The organism is Methylobacterium sp. SD274 (genome assembly GCF_017355285.1).
GTDB lineage: Bacteria > Pseudomonadota > Alphaproteobacteria > Rhizobiales > Beijerinckiaceae > Methylobacterium.
The window spans coordinates 60,222-75,315 of sequence record NZ_JADIJP010000001.1; the positions used below are offsets into that span (position 1 = coordinate 60,222).

Below are 15,094 nucleotides of genomic sequence, written 5' to 3' on the forward strand. Positions count from 1 at the left end.
TGGTATGATCGGCGCGGCTCTCCTCCCTACAGGGGGGAGGGGACCTGCTACTCAATCGTCGATACCGGAGCGCAGGGCGTCCATGGCCGCCAGCACGCCGCCGCGCGTGTGCGGGACGCCGCCGGCCTTGAGGCCCATTTCGACGCCCGACAGCGCCGCCATCAGCATCAGGTCGTTGCATTCGCCGAGATGGCCGATGCGGAAGACCTTGCCCGCCACCTTAGCGAGGCCGGTGCCAAGGGAGAGGTCGTAGTTCTCGAGGATCAGATTGCGCAGGGCATCCGCGTCATGGCCCTCCGGCATCACCACGGCGGTGAGCACGGGCGAGTATTCGGACGGCTCCTGGCACAGTACCTCCAGGCCCCAGCCCTCGACGGCGGCGCGGGTGGCGGCGGCGAGACGCTGATGGCGGGCGAAAACCTGGGCCAAGCCTTCCTCCATCAACATGGCGATGGCTTCGCGCAGGCCGTAGAGCAGGTTCGTGGCGGGCGTATAAGGGAAGTAGCAGCCGGCATTCGGCTTCAGCATGTCCTCCCAATCCCAATAGGAGCGCGGTAGCGTCGCCGTCTTCGCTGCGGCCAGCGCCTTGTCCGACACAGCGACGAGGCCGAGACCCGGCGGCAGCATCAAGCCCTTCTGCGAGCAACTCACAGCGACGTCGACGCCCCATTCGTCATGGGCGTATTCGGCCGAGCCGAGACCCGAGATCGTGTCGACGAGGAAGAGAGCAGGGTGGTTCGCCCGGTCGATGGCTTTGCGGATGTCCGCGATCCGGCTCGTGGCTCCGGTGGAGGTCTCGTTGTGGACCACCATTACGGCCTTGATCGACTTAGCGCGGTCCTCGGCCAGGATCGCCTCGACCTGCGCCGGATCGACCCCGCGGCGCCAGTCGCCGGGGACGAACTCCACTTCGATGCCCCAGCGCGCCGCCATCTGTCGCCATAGGGTGGCGAAATGGCCCGTCTCGAACATCAATACCCGGTCGCCCGCCGAGAGCGTATTGACGATGGCGGATTCCCAAGCGCCTGTGCCGGAACCCGGATAGATGATCACCGGCGAGCGCGTCTGGAAGACGGCCTGGGCGCCTTCCAGCACCGCCTTGCCAAGCCCGGCGAAATCGGGACCGCGATGGTCGATTACGGGCATGTCCATGGCCCGTAGGACGCGCTCGGGTACCGGACTGGGGCCCGGAATATGCAGGAAATGGCGTCCGGTCCGTGTCGTCATCGAGATCTCCGCGATGGCCCGTCGAGGGAAAGCTGTACCCCGGATCGATGCTTCAAGAGGTAACGGGGCGGAAAATTGCATTCATTTTTTGAGAGGGCAAGAACTATTATGCGGACATCCATCCTCGACCTCCGCGCTTTCGGCTGCTAAGTTCGCATTATGGTGCTTGACCCTGTCACAGAGCCGGAGGCCGATGCCGGCCTCGCCGCGATCGACGGAGCGCGTTTCCCCGCGTTCCCATCACTGGTGAAATCTCTTCACGGCGAGCTCCTGGCCCGCCTGCGGGACTACATTGTCGAGGGTAATCTCGCCGCTGGCGCACGGGTGCCGGAGCGCATGCTCTGCGAGCATTTCGGCATCTCGCGCACGCCCTTGCGAGAGGCGCTGAAGGTGCTGGCCTCCGAGGGGTTGATCGAGCTTCTGCCGAACCGGGGCGCGCGGGTGCGCCAGCTCGGCGCCGAGGAACTGGTGGACCTGTTCGACGTGATGGGTGGTCTCGAGGCCTTGGCCGGGCGCCTAGCCTGCGAAAAGATCACGCCGGAAGCCTATGCGGAGATCGAGCGTCTCCATCACGAGATGTACAGCAGCTACATGCGGCGCGATCTGCATGGCTATTTTGCCTGCAATCAGGCGATTCACGACCGGATCGTTCAGGCGGCCGATAACGAGCCGTTGCGGACGAGCTACGCCAACTTCGCGGGGCGCCTGCGCCGTGTGCGCTACTCCGCCAATCTGGACGAGAACCGAGACCGCTGGGGCGAGGCGATGCGCGAGCACGAGGAAATTCTCGATGCGTTGCGCCGGCGCGCCGGCAGCGAGCTTAGCGATATTTTGTTCAGGCACCTGCGAAACAAGCGCCGCGCGGCGGAAGGGCGGGAGACGGCGCCTCCGCCGGACGATGCCTCCGCCGCGTCGTGATGGCGGTTCAGCGGCGCTCGCCGTGAAATCGCTCTGCTTGGGCCTGGATCACTTCCGCCGCTTCCAGGATTCCGGCCCGGTTGACGTCGAGATGGGTGGTCGCGCGGATCTGGTGCTGCCCGATGGCGCGGATGCGGATACCCTCGGCGAGGCAGGCTTCGGCAAAGGCCGTTGCGGTGATGCCCAGCGGCTCCACCGAGAAGCACAGGATGTTGGACTGGGCCGCATCGGGCGCGATGGCGAGGCCGGGCGCGCCAGCGATACGGGCCTTCAACTCACCGGCATTGGCATTGTCGAGTTCCAGCTGGTCCACATGGTGGTCGAGGGCGTAGAGGCCGGCCGCAGCGAGGATGCCCGACTGACGCATGGCGCCACCGAGCCGGTACTTCCACCGCCACGCCTCGACGATAAAGTGCGACGAGCCGCACAGAACGGCGCCGACCGGGCAACCGAGGCCCTTGCTCAGGTCGATCCAGGCGCTGTCGAAGCCTTTGGCATAATCTCTGGCGGAGATGTCGGTAGCGGCCACCGCGTTGAGCAGGCGCGCCCCGTCGATATGCGCCTTCATGCCCTTGTGATGGGCGAGGTCGCGGATGCGGCGCATGTCGATGAGCGGCCAGACCGAGCCGCCGGAAAAGCTCGTGGTCTGCTCCACCGAGACCAGGGCCGAGCGCGGCGCCGTGCGGGCGGGCGGGCGGATCGCCGCCTCGAACGCCTCGGGCGTATAGAGACCGGCCGGAGTGGCCAGAGCCTTCACCGAGACGCCGCCAATGGCCGCCGAGCCGGCGGCCTCGGTGTTGTAGATATGGGACTGATCGTCGACCACGATCTCGTCGCCGGGGCGGGTCTGGACCAGGATCGAGACGAGGTTGCACATCGTGCCCGAGGGCATGAACACCCCCGCTTCCATGCCGAGCAGGTCAGCGACGCGCTCGCACAAGGCAAGGGTCGTCGGATCGGAATCGGATTGCTCGTCGCCGACCTCCGCGCGTGCCATGGCGTCGCGCATGCCGGGCGTTGGCCGCGTCTGCGTATCGCTATACAAATCGATCATCTGCCGGCCCTGTTTTGCATGCAATCCGTGCGGGCCATTCTAGCCGGTCGGGACGATCCCGCCACCCTACCGGAACCTGCATCGCTTTGAAGCCGGCCGACGGCACTCCCACGAGGACGATGGATCATGACCGCAACGGCTGAGCCCGCCACCGGCCCGAACCGCGCCCCTTCGCCCGTCGCCGGGCCGGGGCCGGTCAGTCCGCGCGCCGCCAACCGCCAGGGCGCCGGCCTTCCGCGCCGCCTCGCCGAAGCCCTCGCCGGCGAGGCGAAGTTCGATGCCTTCACCCGGGGGCGCTATTCCAACGACGCCTCGATCTACCAGATCATGCCGGCGGGGGTGGTCCTGCCCCGCAGCGCCGCCGACATCGCAGCGACCCTGAAGATCGCGGCCGAGCACGATGTGCCGGTGATCCTACGCGGCGGCGGCACCTCCCAGAACGGCCAGCCCATCGGGCGCGGCCTCGTGGTCGATTGCTCGCGCCATTTCAACGGGATCATTGCCTACGACGCGCAAGCCGGAACGATCACCGTCGAGCCCGGCATGGTGCTGGAACGGTTGAACACGCGGGTGAAGGCCGACGGCTGGTTCTTTCCCGTGGAGCCCTCCACCGCCACCCGCTGCACCATAGGCGGCATGGCCGGCAACAATTCCTGCGGCGCCCGCTCCCTGCGCTTTGGCAAGATGAGCGACAACGTGCTCGGTATGGAAGCTCTGTTCCATGACGGCGAGCCCTTCGGCTTCGGTCTCACCGGCAACGAGGCGACGGGCGTCACCGGCTCGCGGCGGGCCGGCGAGCTCGCCGCCGCCATGCGGGCCCTGGCCGAATCCGAGCGCGACGAGATCCTGCGCATGTACCCGCGCGTGCAGCGCCGGGTCGGCGGATACAATCTCGATGCGCTGATCGAGGCGAGGCCGAACCTCGCCCATCTCCTCGTCGGCTCGGAGGGCACGCTGGCGGCCACCACCAGCGTGACGTTGAAGCTGTCGCGCCTCCCGACGCACCGGGTCATGGGCGTCTGCCACTTCCCGTCGTTCCGCTCCGCCATGGAGACGACGAAGGCCATCGTCGATCTCGATCCCGTGGCGGTTGAGCTCGTAGACAACAACGTGCTGGTGCTCGGGGCCGACATCCCGATGTTCCGGGCGACGCTGGCCGACATCACCCGTGGCACGCCGAACTGTCTGCTCCTGGTGGAATTCGCCGGCGACGACCGGGACGCACTCCTGGCCGATCTTCGGCGTCTCGACGCGTGCATGGCCGATAACGGCCATGTGGACGCCGTGGTGGAGGTGCCAGAGCCGATCCGCCAGAAATCGGTCTGGGAGGTACGCGAGGCCTGCCTCAACATCATGATGTCGATGAAGGGGGATGCGAAGCCCGTCTCCTTCATCGAGGATTGCGCGGTGCCGCTGGAGCATCTCGCCGACTACACCGACGCGGTGACGGAGGTGTTCACCCGCCACGGCACGCGCGGCACCTGGTACGCCCATGCCTCCGTCGGCTGTCTGCATGTGCGCCCGATCCTCGACATGAAGCAGGGCGGGGACGTCGCCAAGATGCGCGCCATCGCGGAGGCCGCGAGCGAACAGGTCCGCCGCTTCAAGGGCTCCTATTCGGGCGAGCATGGCGACGGCATCTCGCGCTCGGAATACATCGCGCCGATGTTCGGCGAACGCCTGACCCGCGCCTTCGAACAGGTGAAGGACACGTTCGACCCGGAGAACCGGCTCAACCCCGGCAAGATCGTCCGGCCGCTTAAGATGGACGACCGTTCGCTGATGCGGTTCCAGCCGGGCTATTCCGTGAGCCAGCCGGCGAAGACCGCCCTCGACTGGTCGGAATGGGGCGGCTTCGGCGGCGCCGTCGAGATGTGCAACAACAACGGCACCTGCCGGAAGCTCGCGGGCGGGGCGATGTGCCCGTCCTACAGGGCGACGAAAGACGAGCAGCACCTCACCCGTGGCCGGGCGAACTCCCTGCGGTTGGCGATTTCGGGCCAACTCGGTAAGGACGCCTTCACCAGCCCCGAGATGAAGCGGACCCTGGATCTCTGCGTCTCGTGTAAGGCCTGCCGCCGCGAATGCCCCACCGGCATCGACATGGCGAAGATGAAGGTCGAGTTCCTGCACCATTACCATGCCCGCCACGGCCTACCCCTGAAGGAGCGGCTGGTGGCGGCCCTGCCGCTCTATGCCGGCACCGCCGCCTGGCTGGCACCGCTCCTCAACCTGCGCGACCGGGTGCCTGCCTTGGCGAAACTGTCGGAACGGGTGGCCGGGCTCTCTGCGCGTCGTACTCTGCCGCGCTGGCGCAGGCCCTGGGTCGAGCAGGGCGAGCCGGCGCATCCCGGCGACGTGACCGGGGATTTCCGCGACATCGTGCTGTTCGGCGACACGTTCAACCGCGCCTTCGAGCGGGAGAACCTGGAGGCGGCCGAGCGTGTGCTGATCGCCGCCGGTTACCGTCTGCATCGGGTCTTCCCCAACCGTGGACGCCGCCCCCTCTGCTGCGGCCGCACCTATCTCGCCTCCGGTCAAACCGACCGGGCCCGCGAGGAGGCCCGCCGCACGCTCACCACCCTACTGCCCTTCATCCGGGCGGGCGCGCGGATCGTCGGGCTCGAACCCTCCTGCCTGCTGACCTTCCGGGACGAGTTCGCGTCCCTGCTCCCCGGCCCGGAGGCGGGGGAGCTGAGCAAAGCGAGCCTGCTGTTCGAGGAGCTGCTCGCCGTCGATCTCGATGCCGGGCGGATCGCCCTGCCTCTGGCGGACCAGGGCGGACGCGTCGCTCATCTGCACGGCCATTGCCACCAGAAGGCTTTCGCCGCCATGGGCGCGGTGGAGACGGTGCTGCGCGCGGTGCCGGGGCTCGACGTGCGGGTCATCGAGTCGAGCTGCTGCGGCATGGCGGGCGTTTTCGGATACGGCGCGGAGACCATCGACGTGTCGCTCGCCATGGCCGAACTCTCGCTGTTCCCGGCCCTGCGCAAGGCCGGCCCGGACGATCTCGTCGTGGCCGACGGCACCAGCTGCCGCCACCAGATCCATGACGGTCTCGGGCTCGAAGCGCTCCATGTCGCGCGGGTCCTCGACCGGGCGATGGCGGCGTCGACCGAACGTCACTGACGGCCGGGCCGGGCCGGGTCGCTGGTCATGGTCGCGTGGGCGTGATGGATGGTATCGAGAAAGGCGGGTCGCCGTCACCTGGTGGAATCCGCCTCGCTCAGGGGACAACATGACCGACCTGAAGCAGAACAAAGCGAATGTGATCGCCTTCTATCGGTTGATGTTCGACGAGTGCCGGCCGCGAGAAGCCATCGAGCGTTATGCCGGGGACGACTACATCCAGCACAACCCGCATGTGGCGAACGGCAAGGATGGCTTCATCGCCTATTTCGAGCGCATGGCGCGCGAATGGCCGGGCAAGCGCGTGGAGGTGAAGCGGGCGGTCGCCGAGGGGGATCTCGTGGTGCTGCATTGCCTGCAACACTGGCCGGGCGACCACGATTATGCGGCCATCGATATCTTCCGGCTCGATGACGGCGGTAGGATCGTCGAGCACTGGGACGTGCTGCAGATCCTGCCGAATTCTTCCGCCAATCCGAACGGGATGTTCTGAGCGGCCGGATCGCTCACCTCCTCGGCTATGTCCCCATCCGGCCCCAATCGGCTGTCCGCGCAGCGAGGCCGCCTGACAGGCTCAACGAAATCCCGGTCGCCGCGAACGTGTCCCTACAGCGTTTGAGGGATGTGACAGCTTCGATCGCCCCCGGGATGAACGTCAGCGATTGGAGCCGGGCTGGCACGATCGAGCGATCGCCTTACGCGACCGGGCATTCCTGTCGGCGGGTGAGGTCTGACATGCGGCCTCCCGGCGAGGAGGAAGCGCACCGACCCGCTGCATCGTCCGGTTCCTGACGACGGGTCCGTCAAGGTCAGGCATGTCCGGCTGCCTTGGCGCTGCACGTTCTGGACGGTGCGGGGGGAGGGGGGCGAAGTGCCCACGATCGCTGTCCTATCCGCTCTCGCCGGGGCGCCTCGTTCCTCTTCCGGAATGGCCGTCTTACGGGCCTTGGCGGTATCGTCGCCGCGCGGATGGAGACCGCTGGATCAGCCTCCTCGCATCCGCCACCTCGAAGGGGCTGCCGGGGGATCGGCCGGCCAGGTGCGGAACTATATCGCCTGAGAAAATGTAATTCTTGTCTACTGAGTATAGTAATGAAATATCCATATTTTGGCTGATAGACAAAATTTATCACTGATGGGTGTTGATATGAAACTTGGAAACTTCAAAATATTTCACAAGGTTTGCATGGTCATCGCACTCATCGGTGTGATCGTCGGCGGCTGCGTCTGGTACGCCCAGTCTCGCATGGCAGCAATCGATAATGCCTATAGCTCGTTCCTTGCACGCGAAACACGCGCCGTTGCAAACTTACGCCGGGTAAACCGGCTCATCGCCGAACTCAACTACAATATCGTCAGGCTCATCGTCGAAACGGACGAAAAGCAGATGAACGTTGCGATAGGCAACTTCGATGCTGCCAGCGCGAAGATCAAAACCGATTTAAAAGCCATTGCCGAGCAAGCACCCTCGTTTTCGGCGCGCGTATCAGAACAAGCGTCCATGGTTGAAGACTATGATCAGAAGATCATCCACGTGCGCGATTTGGCAAGAAACAATGAGAACGCCAAGGCTCTGGACGTTTTTCATGAGTCGATCGATCCCGTATATAGTAAGATGATTGAATTCGGCGCTAAATTAGCCACCGACCTGGAGAATTTCGTTGCCACAGAATCCGACGGTCTGACAGCGCAGACCAACACGACCCGCTACACCTTGATCTTTGCCAGTGCCTTTGGGGTGATCCTCGGGATGTTCGCGGCCATCGCCGTCGTGATCATCGGTGTCACCCGTCCGATCGGGCGCCTCACCGACATTATGGGCCGGCTGGCCTTGGGCGATGTCACCACGGAGGTCACCCTCCAGGACCGCCGCGACGAGGTGGGAACGATGGCCGGCGCGGTGCAGGTGTTCAAGGACGGCATGATCCAGGCGCGAGTCCTGGAAGCCGAGACCGTCCAGGCCCGTCTGGCGGCCGAAGAGCAGCGCAAGCTCGGGATGCTCCAGATGGCGGATTCCTTCGAGGCGGCGATCGGTGGGATCGTCGGGATGGTCTCGTCCTCGGCCACGGAATTGCAGGCGACGGCGCAGACCATGACCTCCACCGCCACCGAGACCGCGAGCCAATCCACCACCGTGGCCGCCGCCGCCGAGGAAGCCGCCACCAACGTCAACACGGTCGCCGCCGCCGCCGAGGAACTCGGCGTCTCGGTCCAGGAGATCGCCCGCCAGGTGAGCGGGTCGGCCGATCTCGCCCAGCGTGCCGTCGTGGAGGCCGATCAGAGCGGGGTCCTCGTCCAGACCCTGAGCCAGGCCGCTGCCCGCATCGGCGACGTCGTCGTCCTGATCTCGAACATCGCGAGCCAGACGAACCTGCTGGCGCTCAACGCCACGATCGAGGCGGCCCGCGCCGGAGAGGCCGGACGCGGCTTCGCGGTGGTGGCCACGGAGGTGAAGGAACTGGCGGGCCAGACCGCGCGGGCGACGCAGGAGATCTCGGAGCAGATCACCCAGATGCAGGGGGCGACCGGGCAGGCGGTCTCGGCGATCGCCACCATCACCACGCGCATTCGCGACATCGACGCCGTGGCCACGACGATCGCCGCGGCGGTGGAGGAGCAGGGAGCCGCGACCCAGGAGATCGTCCGCAACGTGTCCCAGGCCGCGACGGGCACCAGCGAAGTGACGAGCAACATCTCCGGCGTGGCCAGCGCCGCCGAGGAGACCGGAGCCGCGGCCAACCAGGTCCTGGCCTCCGCATCGGAACTCTCGCATCAATCCGAGCACCTCACCGCCGAGGTCAAGCGGTTCCTCGCGACCGTCCGGGCCGCCTGAGGCAGGCCCGACGAGCAGGTACGGTCCGGCGGGTGCGGGGCTCGGCGGACCAAGAAACGGGGATTCCGGAGATGAGGCTCCTGTATCTCCGGGCCTGGGGGCGATCGGCAAGCGAGCCCGGGAATACTGTCTTGACAGCGGCGCTCGCCGGCTCGACCTCTCCTTGAGACGGCGAGCCGCCTCTGATCGAGTTTTCAAACCCATGGCAACAGATCCGTCACCGGCCGGCGCCGGTCGTTCCAGGCTGGGATTGCGAGGTTCCCGCCAAATCGCCTCCGGGTGGGCCGGTGGCCGGGCATGAGTACCTTCCTGTCTGCCTTAGCCGGTGGTGCCCTGATCGGGACCTCCGCCGCCCTGCTCCTCATCCTCAACGGTCGCATCGCCGGAATCAGCGGCATCGCCGCCGGGGCAATGATGCCGTTGAGCCGGGACACGCCGTGGCGTTGGGCCTTTCTCGCCGGCCTGCTCCTCGGCCCGGTCCTGTATCGCCTCGCCTTCGGTGCATGGCCCGTCGTGCAGCTCGACGCGCCGTGGAGCCTGGTCGTCCTCGGCGGCCTCCTCGTCGGCTACGGGACGCGGCTCGGCGGGGGCTGCACCAGCGGCCACGGCGTCTGCGGCCTCGCCCGGCTGTCGCCCCGCTCCATCGCGGCCGTGGCGACCTTCATGGTCGCCGCCGCCGCGACGGTGTTCCTCGTCCGCCACGGAGGATGGTGATGGAAACCCTGCGCGCCTCGGTGGGGCTGCTTGCTGGCCTCCTCTTCGGATTCGGCCTCGCTCTGTCGGGCATGATGGACCCGGCGCGCGTTCTCGGCTTCCTCGACGTGGCCGGTGCCTGGGACCCCAGCCTCGCCTTCGTGCTGGCCGGCGCGGTCGCCGTCTCGGCGCTCGGCTACCTGCTCGTGTCGCGGATACGCAAACCCGTTCTCGCGCAGCATTTCGAGATTCCCCGCAACCGCCCGATCACGGCGAGCCTCATCGCGGGCGCCGTTCTGTTCGGCATCGGCTGGGGCCTCGTCGGTCTCTGCCCCGGCCCGGCGCTGGCGGGCCTGACGCTGGGCCTGCCTCAGGTCATTGGGTTCGTTGCCGCGATGGTTGTGGGGATGCTGCTCCACCGCTTCACCGCTGCGGCATCCGGCAGGTGAGACGCACATGCATTCGGCCCGGTCGGAGAACCGACCGGGCCGAATGATGTCGCATCGCGTTCTCGGATCCCGACGCTACCGGCGCGGCAGGCTGTGGAGCCCCTTCAGGAAGGCGTCGACGTCCGCGCGGGTGTTGTAGAAGGCCAGCGAGGCGCGCACCGACTGGTCGACGCCGAAGCGGCGCAGGGCCGGCAGGGCGCAATGGTGGCCCGAGCGCACGGCGATGCCGCGGGCGTCGAGGTGCTTGGCCACCGCCTCGTTCTCATGCCCGTCGATGACGAAGGACATGACGCTGGCCTTCTGTCGCGCGGTCCCGATCAGGCGCAGGCCCTTCACCTCGGCGAGCCCGGCTTGCGCGTATTCGAGCAGGTCGTGCTCGTAGGCCGCGATGCCGGGAAGGCCGACGCTCTCGAGGTAGTCCAGGGCTGCGCCGAGCCCGACCGCTCCCGCGATGTCCGGCGTGCCCGCCTCGAACTTCTCGGGAACGCCCTTGTAGACCGTCTTCGAGAAGGTGACGTCCTCGATCATGTGGCCGCCGCCCTGCCACGGAGGCATCGCCTCCAGCAGCGCGCGCTTGCCGTAGAGGGCGCCGATGCCCGTCGGCCCGAACACCTTGTGCCCGGAGAAGACGAGGAAGTCGGCGTCCAGCGCCTGCACGTCCAGGGGGATGTGCGGCGACGATTGCGCCGCATCCACCAGCACAGGCACCCCGTAGGCATGCGACAGGGCGATGATCTCACGGACCGGGTTGATGGTGCCCAGAGCGTTGGCCACATGGGTGATCGAGACGATCTTGGTGCGGCCCGACAGGAGGGTCGCGAACTGCTCGAAGATGATCTCGCCGCGATCGTCCACGGGAATCACGCGCAGGGTCGCCCCGGTCGCCTGGGTGAGGAGCTGCCAGGGGACGATGTTGGCGTGATGCTCGATGGTCGAGACGATGATCTCGTCGCCCGGGCCGATATTGGCGCGACCGTAGGAGTTGGCGACGAGGTTGATCGCTTCCGTGGTGCCCCGGAGGAAGATGATCTCGTCCGTCGAGGCGGCGTTGATGAAGCGACGCACCTTCTCGCGCCCGCCCTCGAACAAGTCCGTGGAGCGCGCCGCAAGGGTGTGAGCGGCCCGGTGAATGTTCGAGTTGTGGCGGGCGTAGAACTCGGACGTCGCGTCGATGACGCTCTGCGGCTTGTGGGTGGTGGCCGCATTGTCGAGCCAGACCAGCGGATGCCCGTTGATGCTCTGGTGCAGGGCCGGGAAGTCCTTGCGCACCCGCTCCACGTCGAAGGGGGCCGCCACCGGGCTGGAGCCCTGCGACGAGACATGGGGCGCATGGCCTGGGCGAGGCTCGTGGCGAGTCGACGGGGCGGGCGCGGCGTTGCCCGTCCGGCTGCGGTCGGTCAGGAAGTAGTACTCGCCCGACGAGAACGGCTCGTCGGCGATCTCCACCTTCCCACCTGCATTCGGAGAAGTCCGGCCGGCGCGGGAGACCGTCTCCTGCGAGGCGTCCAGACGCGAGGCGTTCTGGCCCCGATGACCGGGCGCTTCCGGCACCAGGGACGGCGCGAACCCATGCGCGAAGGCATTGGCGCGCGGGTGGTCCTTGGCGATCGTGGCGTGGAGATCGTGGCCGCCGGGGAGGAAGGCGGCGACATCGGCGACGCTCGGCACGAAGAACTCGGGCAGGCCCCCACGGGGAGCCTGGGCCTCGGGATGGACCGAGGGAAACGCCGAAGGCTGCGCGAAGCCCGGACCGGTGAGGCCGGGAAGGCCGACCGGAGGTGCACCGAACGAGCGGGCGGCCAGCGCCGAGGCGTCGGGCTGAAGGCCCGACGGCGCTGAGCCCGAGGGGATCGACGGCGTGCCGAGATCCGCTTTGGGGGCGAAGGCCTGGGGGGCGATCGGGTGGCCGAAGCCCTGGGGCGCATTCTCCAGGGCCTGCGGCAGCTGTGGGGTGGCCTGCGGCGCTTGCGGCGTCTGCGGCAGGGTGGGGGTCAGGGGCGCGGACGCCGCCTGACCCTGACCGTAGATCTCGCGGGCGAGGCGCCCGACGAGATCCGCATGCGCCGTGTCGCCGAACACCCCCGTAGGGAGACTGCCCGTGGGGAGGCCCGGCGCGTTAGGCGTAGTCATGGTAGTTGCCCAGCAGCACGTTATCGAGGCGTGCGATGGCGTCTTCCACCAGCACCGCGGCCGAGAAGTAGCGGGTCACGAGGTGCGAGGCGATGGAATGGTCGTTGGTGCCCATGTAGCGCACCGACAGGCCGGTCTCGATCTCGCCGGTGACGCCGGACTTCTGCAGGCCGACCACGCCCTGTTCGCCTTCGCCGACGCGGAGCAGCAGGATCGAGGTGGTCTGGGCGCCGGTCACCGGGGCGATGTCGATGGGAAGCTTGTCGCTCGGCACGATCGGTACGCCGCGCCAGGTGAGGAAGGGCGAGCCGAACAGGTGGATCACCACCGGGGGCACGCCGCGACGGGTGGCTTCACGACCGAAGGCCGCGATGGCGCGAGGGTGGGCCACGAAGAAGGCGGGCTTCTTCCAGACCAGGGTCAGCAACTCGTCGAGATCGTCCGGGGTGGGCGGGCCGCCACGGGTGGGGATGCGCTGGCGCTGGCTGACTTCGTGGAGGAGGCCGAACTCGGAATTGTTGAACAACTCCCACTCTTCCCGCTCCTTCACGGCATCGACCGTGAGGCGGATCTGCTCGCGCAGCTGGTCGATCTCGTTGGAGTAGAGATCGGTGACGCGGGTATGGGTGTGGAGGATCGTCTGGATCGTGGAGAGGTGGTACTCGCGCGGGTTCACTTCGTAATCGACGAAGGTCGTGGGCAGGCGCGGCTCGCCGGTATGGACCGCCAGAAGCTCGATTCCCTGCTCGCCCTCGCTGTTGGTGTGGCCCTTGAGGCGGTCACGCTCTTCCACGAACTGGGAGATGCGCGAGCGGATGCCCTCGTCCTCGATGGCGGAGCGATCGAGGGTGAGGAGCGTCACCGCCGAGAGCGCCTTCACGGCGGGGGCGGGGGCGTTCTCGCTCACGAGGTCGCTGTCGCCGAAATAGTCGCCACCGGTGGCAAGGCCCTGGCGCAGGCGGTTCTTGAACGGGCCCGACAGGGTCAGCTCGACGGTGCCCTCGGCCACGACGGTGAGGCTGCGGCCGGTAGAGCCTTCCTCGGCGATGACGTCGCCCGCCTTGTGCTGGGAGACGGTGAACTTGGAGGCGAGGGCCGACAACTCGTTGTCGCCGAGACGGCTGAACAGCGGGACGCTGCGCAGGGAGGCCGGGCGGACGGTGCGGGTGCCGCCGTCAGTGGCGAGTTCGATGCGGCCGGGCTTGGCCAGCACCACCGCGCGGCGGTTGACCCGGTAGACGCCGCCGGCGACGTCGACGAAGGGCAGCAGGCGATGGAACTAGCGTGGCGTATTGGCCGCGTTCTGGACCGAAGTGACGGTCGCCGTCGCGAGATTGCGTGCCGCCGAGGCGCTCACGCTCAGACCGGGTCCACTCATCGGGGTTTATCTCCGTATTCCGGCGGGAGGCAGCGATCAGCCGCGACGCGGCAAGACCGCATCGGAACCGCACCAGTCGCGCGTCCGCTTTCGCCATTGAATGATCTTGGGCTGATCTTGCCCATAATCCGCTGCATCAGACAAAGCGTCGCTGCAGGGATGGGTTGTGTCTAACTCTTGTTACAGAAACGGGTCAACGGAATTAATTTCTATATTTTTTGGGTATCTTAGATCAGATATTCTATTCGCTGACTTATATGACAATGCTGATCTCTCGTTCGCCAAATCGAGAGATTTTTAATCCACCCCGAGGGGGTTCAACGAAAACCAAGAGCTGAAAAATCGTTTCGCTAGATCCCGTCGCCGAAGAACTGATCCATGCTTTGTGCGGGATCTTCGGCCGTGACGATCCGTGAGACGACGCGGGCCGGCACGCCCGCCACAGTGGTGTGGGCGGGAACGTCGTGCAGCACCACAGCGGCGGCGGCGACCTTCGCGCCTTCGCCGACGCGGATGTTGCCCAGCACCTTGGCTCCGACGCTGAGCAGAACCCCGCGTTCGATCTTGGGGTGCCGGTCGCCGCTCTCCTTGCCGTTGCCCCCGAGGGTAACCGATTGCAGGATCGAGACGTCATCGGCGATCACCGTGGTCTCGCCGATGACGACCCCGGTGGCGTGGTCGATGAACACCCCCGAGCCGATTCGCGCGGCCGGGTGGATATCGGCTCCGAACACCTCGGAGATTCGGCTCTGGATATGCAGCGCGAGGGTGACGCGGCCCTGGTGCCAGAGCCAATGGGCGACGCGGTAGCCCTCCAGGGCGGCAAGGCCCTTGTAGAACAGAAAGGGGTCGAGGTAGCGCCGGCAGGTGGGGTCGCGCTCGCGGATGGCGACGAGGTCGCGCACCGCATGGTCGCCCGCGTAAGGATCGGCCTGGAAAGCCGAGAGGCAGAGGTCACGGGTGGAAAGGCGGGCGAGATCACCGTCGCCGAGGCGGTGGGCGAGCCTATAGGCGAAGGCGTGGATCAGGCTCGGCTGGTCGAGGACCGTGGCCTGGATGATCCCGGCATAGAGCGGCTCCTCGATCAGCGCGGCCTCGGCCTCGGCGCGCATGGCGCTCCAGACGTCGGATTCGGCCGTGGTCCGGCTCACATTGCGCAGAGGCGGGCGCAGGATGTTGCTGTTCGGATGATCGCCGGAACGGCGCGAGGCTTGGGCACCGGCAGTCATATGTCTCGCGTCCTGGGCGGGCTCGGACGAGCCCTGTCATGATCGAAGAGTTAG

Annotated in this window: 10 protein-coding genes and 1 pseudogene; 6 read left to right on the plus strand and 5 right to left on the minus strand. The window is 66.9% G+C overall.

Annotation, left to right across the window (positions count from 1 at the left end; genetic code table 11):
* Positions 1-51: 51 nt before the first annotated feature.
* Entirely contained in the window at positions 52-1,227 is a 1,176-nt protein-coding gene (locus IPV08_RS00290) for an aminotransferase class V-fold PLP-dependent enzyme (protein WP_207409920.1), read from the minus strand.
* 159 nt (positions 1,228-1,386) lie between these two features.
* On the opposite strand from IPV08_RS00290, the gene IPV08_RS00295 reads away from it, so the two are divergent.
* Complete coding sequence (locus IPV08_RS00295) at positions 1,387-2,145, plus strand: GntR family transcriptional regulator (RefSeq protein ID WP_156467659.1); 759 nt, start codon at positions 1,387-1,389, stop codon at positions 2,143-2,145.
* A gap of 7 nt (positions 2,146-2,152) precedes the next feature.
* Here IPV08_RS00295 and IPV08_RS00300 read toward each other — a convergent pair whose 3' ends face one another.
* Positions 2,153-3,199, minus strand: coding sequence for a threonine aldolase family protein (locus tag IPV08_RS00300; protein ID WP_207409921.1), 1,047 nt, complete (start codon positions 3,197-3,199; stop codon positions 2,153-2,155).
* 126 nt (positions 3,200-3,325) lie between these two features.
* Between IPV08_RS00300 and IPV08_RS00305 the strand changes: the two genes are divergently transcribed.
* From IPV08_RS00305 to IPV08_RS00325, 5 genes are all read left to right on the plus strand, one after another.
* Positions 3,326-6,328, plus strand: a complete 3,003-nt coding sequence (locus IPV08_RS00305; RefSeq protein ID WP_207409923.1) for an FAD-binding and (Fe-S)-binding domain-containing protein — start codon at positions 3,326-3,328, stop codon at positions 6,326-6,328.
* A gap of 109 nt (positions 6,329-6,437) precedes the next feature.
* Positions 6,438-6,821 (plus strand): nuclear transport factor 2 family protein, encoded by a 384-nt coding sequence (locus IPV08_RS00310; RefSeq protein ID WP_207409925.1) that lies wholly within the window; start codon positions 6,438-6,440, stop codon positions 6,819-6,821.
* Between the two features lie 654 nt (positions 6,822-7,475).
* Positions 7,476-9,161: a methyl-accepting chemotaxis protein gene (locus IPV08_RS00315; protein ID WP_207409927.1), complete on the plus strand. Its 1,686-nt coding sequence runs from the start codon at positions 7,476-7,478 to the stop codon at positions 9,159-9,161.
* Positions 9,162-9,458: 297 nt separating this feature from the next.
* Positions 9,459-9,875: a YeeE/YedE thiosulfate transporter family protein gene (locus IPV08_RS00320; RefSeq protein ID WP_207409929.1), complete on the plus strand. Its 417-nt coding sequence runs from the start codon at positions 9,459-9,461 to the stop codon at positions 9,873-9,875.
* Positions 9,875-10,303, plus strand: a complete 429-nt coding sequence (locus tag IPV08_RS00325) for a DUF6691 family protein (RefSeq protein WP_207409931.1) — start codon at positions 9,875-9,877, stop codon at positions 10,301-10,303. The genes IPV08_RS00320 and IPV08_RS00325 overlap by 1 nt, the downstream gene beginning before the upstream one ends.
* Before the next feature lie 75 nt (positions 10,304-10,378).
* On the opposite strand, the gene IPV08_RS00330 is transcribed toward IPV08_RS00325, so the two are convergent.
* The 3 genes and pseudogenes from IPV08_RS00330 to cysE form a co-directional block, all read right to left on the minus strand.
* Positions 10,379-12,433: a family 2A encapsulin nanocompartment cargo protein cysteine desulfurase gene (locus tag IPV08_RS00330; RefSeq protein ID WP_207409940.1), complete on the minus strand. Its 2,055-nt coding sequence runs from the start codon at positions 12,431-12,433 to the stop codon at positions 10,379-10,381.
* Positions 12,420-13,811 (minus strand): annotated as a pseudogene (locus IPV08_RS00335) (family 2B encapsulin nanocompartment shell protein). Before IPV08_RS00335 ends, IPV08_RS00330 begins: the two are co-directional and overlap by 14 nt.
* A gap of 350 nt (positions 13,812-14,161) precedes the next feature.
* Positions 14,162-15,040, minus strand: a complete 879-nt coding sequence (gene cysE / locus IPV08_RS00340) for a serine O-acetyltransferase (RefSeq protein ID WP_207409942.1) — start codon at positions 15,038-15,040, stop codon at positions 14,162-14,164.
* Between the last annotated feature and the right edge of the window lie 54 nt (positions 15,041-15,094).

Coding starts and splice junctions, on each gene's coding strand:
- IPV08_RS00290 (WP_207409920.1), bottom strand. CDS start 1,227: ATGACGACACGGACCGGACGCCATTTCCTGCATATTCCGGGCCCCAGT.
- IPV08_RS00325 (WP_207409931.1), top strand. CDS start 9,875: ATGGAAACCCTGCGCGCCTCGGTGGGGCTGCTTGCTGGCCTCCTCTTC.
- IPV08_RS00330 (WP_207409940.1), bottom strand. CDS start 12,433: ATGACTACGCCTAACGCGCCGGGCCTCCCCACGGGCAGTCTCCCTACG.
- IPV08_RS00300 (WP_207409921.1), bottom strand. CDS start 3,199: ATGATCGATTTGTATAGCGATACGCAGACGCGGCCAACGCCCGGCATG.
- IPV08_RS00295 (WP_156467659.1), top strand. CDS start 1,387: ATGGTGCTTGACCCTGTCACAGAGCCGGAGGCCGATGCCGGCCTCGCC.
- IPV08_RS00305 (WP_207409923.1), top strand. CDS start 3,326: ATGACCGCAACGGCTGAGCCCGCCACCGGCCCGAACCGCGCCCCTTCG.
- IPV08_RS00310 (WP_207409925.1), top strand. CDS start 6,438: ATGACCGACCTGAAGCAGAACAAAGCGAATGTGATCGCCTTCTATCGG.
- IPV08_RS00315 (WP_207409927.1), top strand. CDS start 7,476: ATGAAACTTGGAAACTTCAAAATATTTCACAAGGTTTGCATGGTCATC.
- IPV08_RS00320 (WP_207409929.1), top strand. CDS start 9,459: ATGAGTACCTTCCTGTCTGCCTTAGCCGGTGGTGCCCTGATCGGGACC.
- cysE (WP_207409942.1), bottom strand. CDS start 15,040: ATGACTGCCGGTGCCCAAGCCTCGCGCCGTTCCGGCGATCATCCGAAC.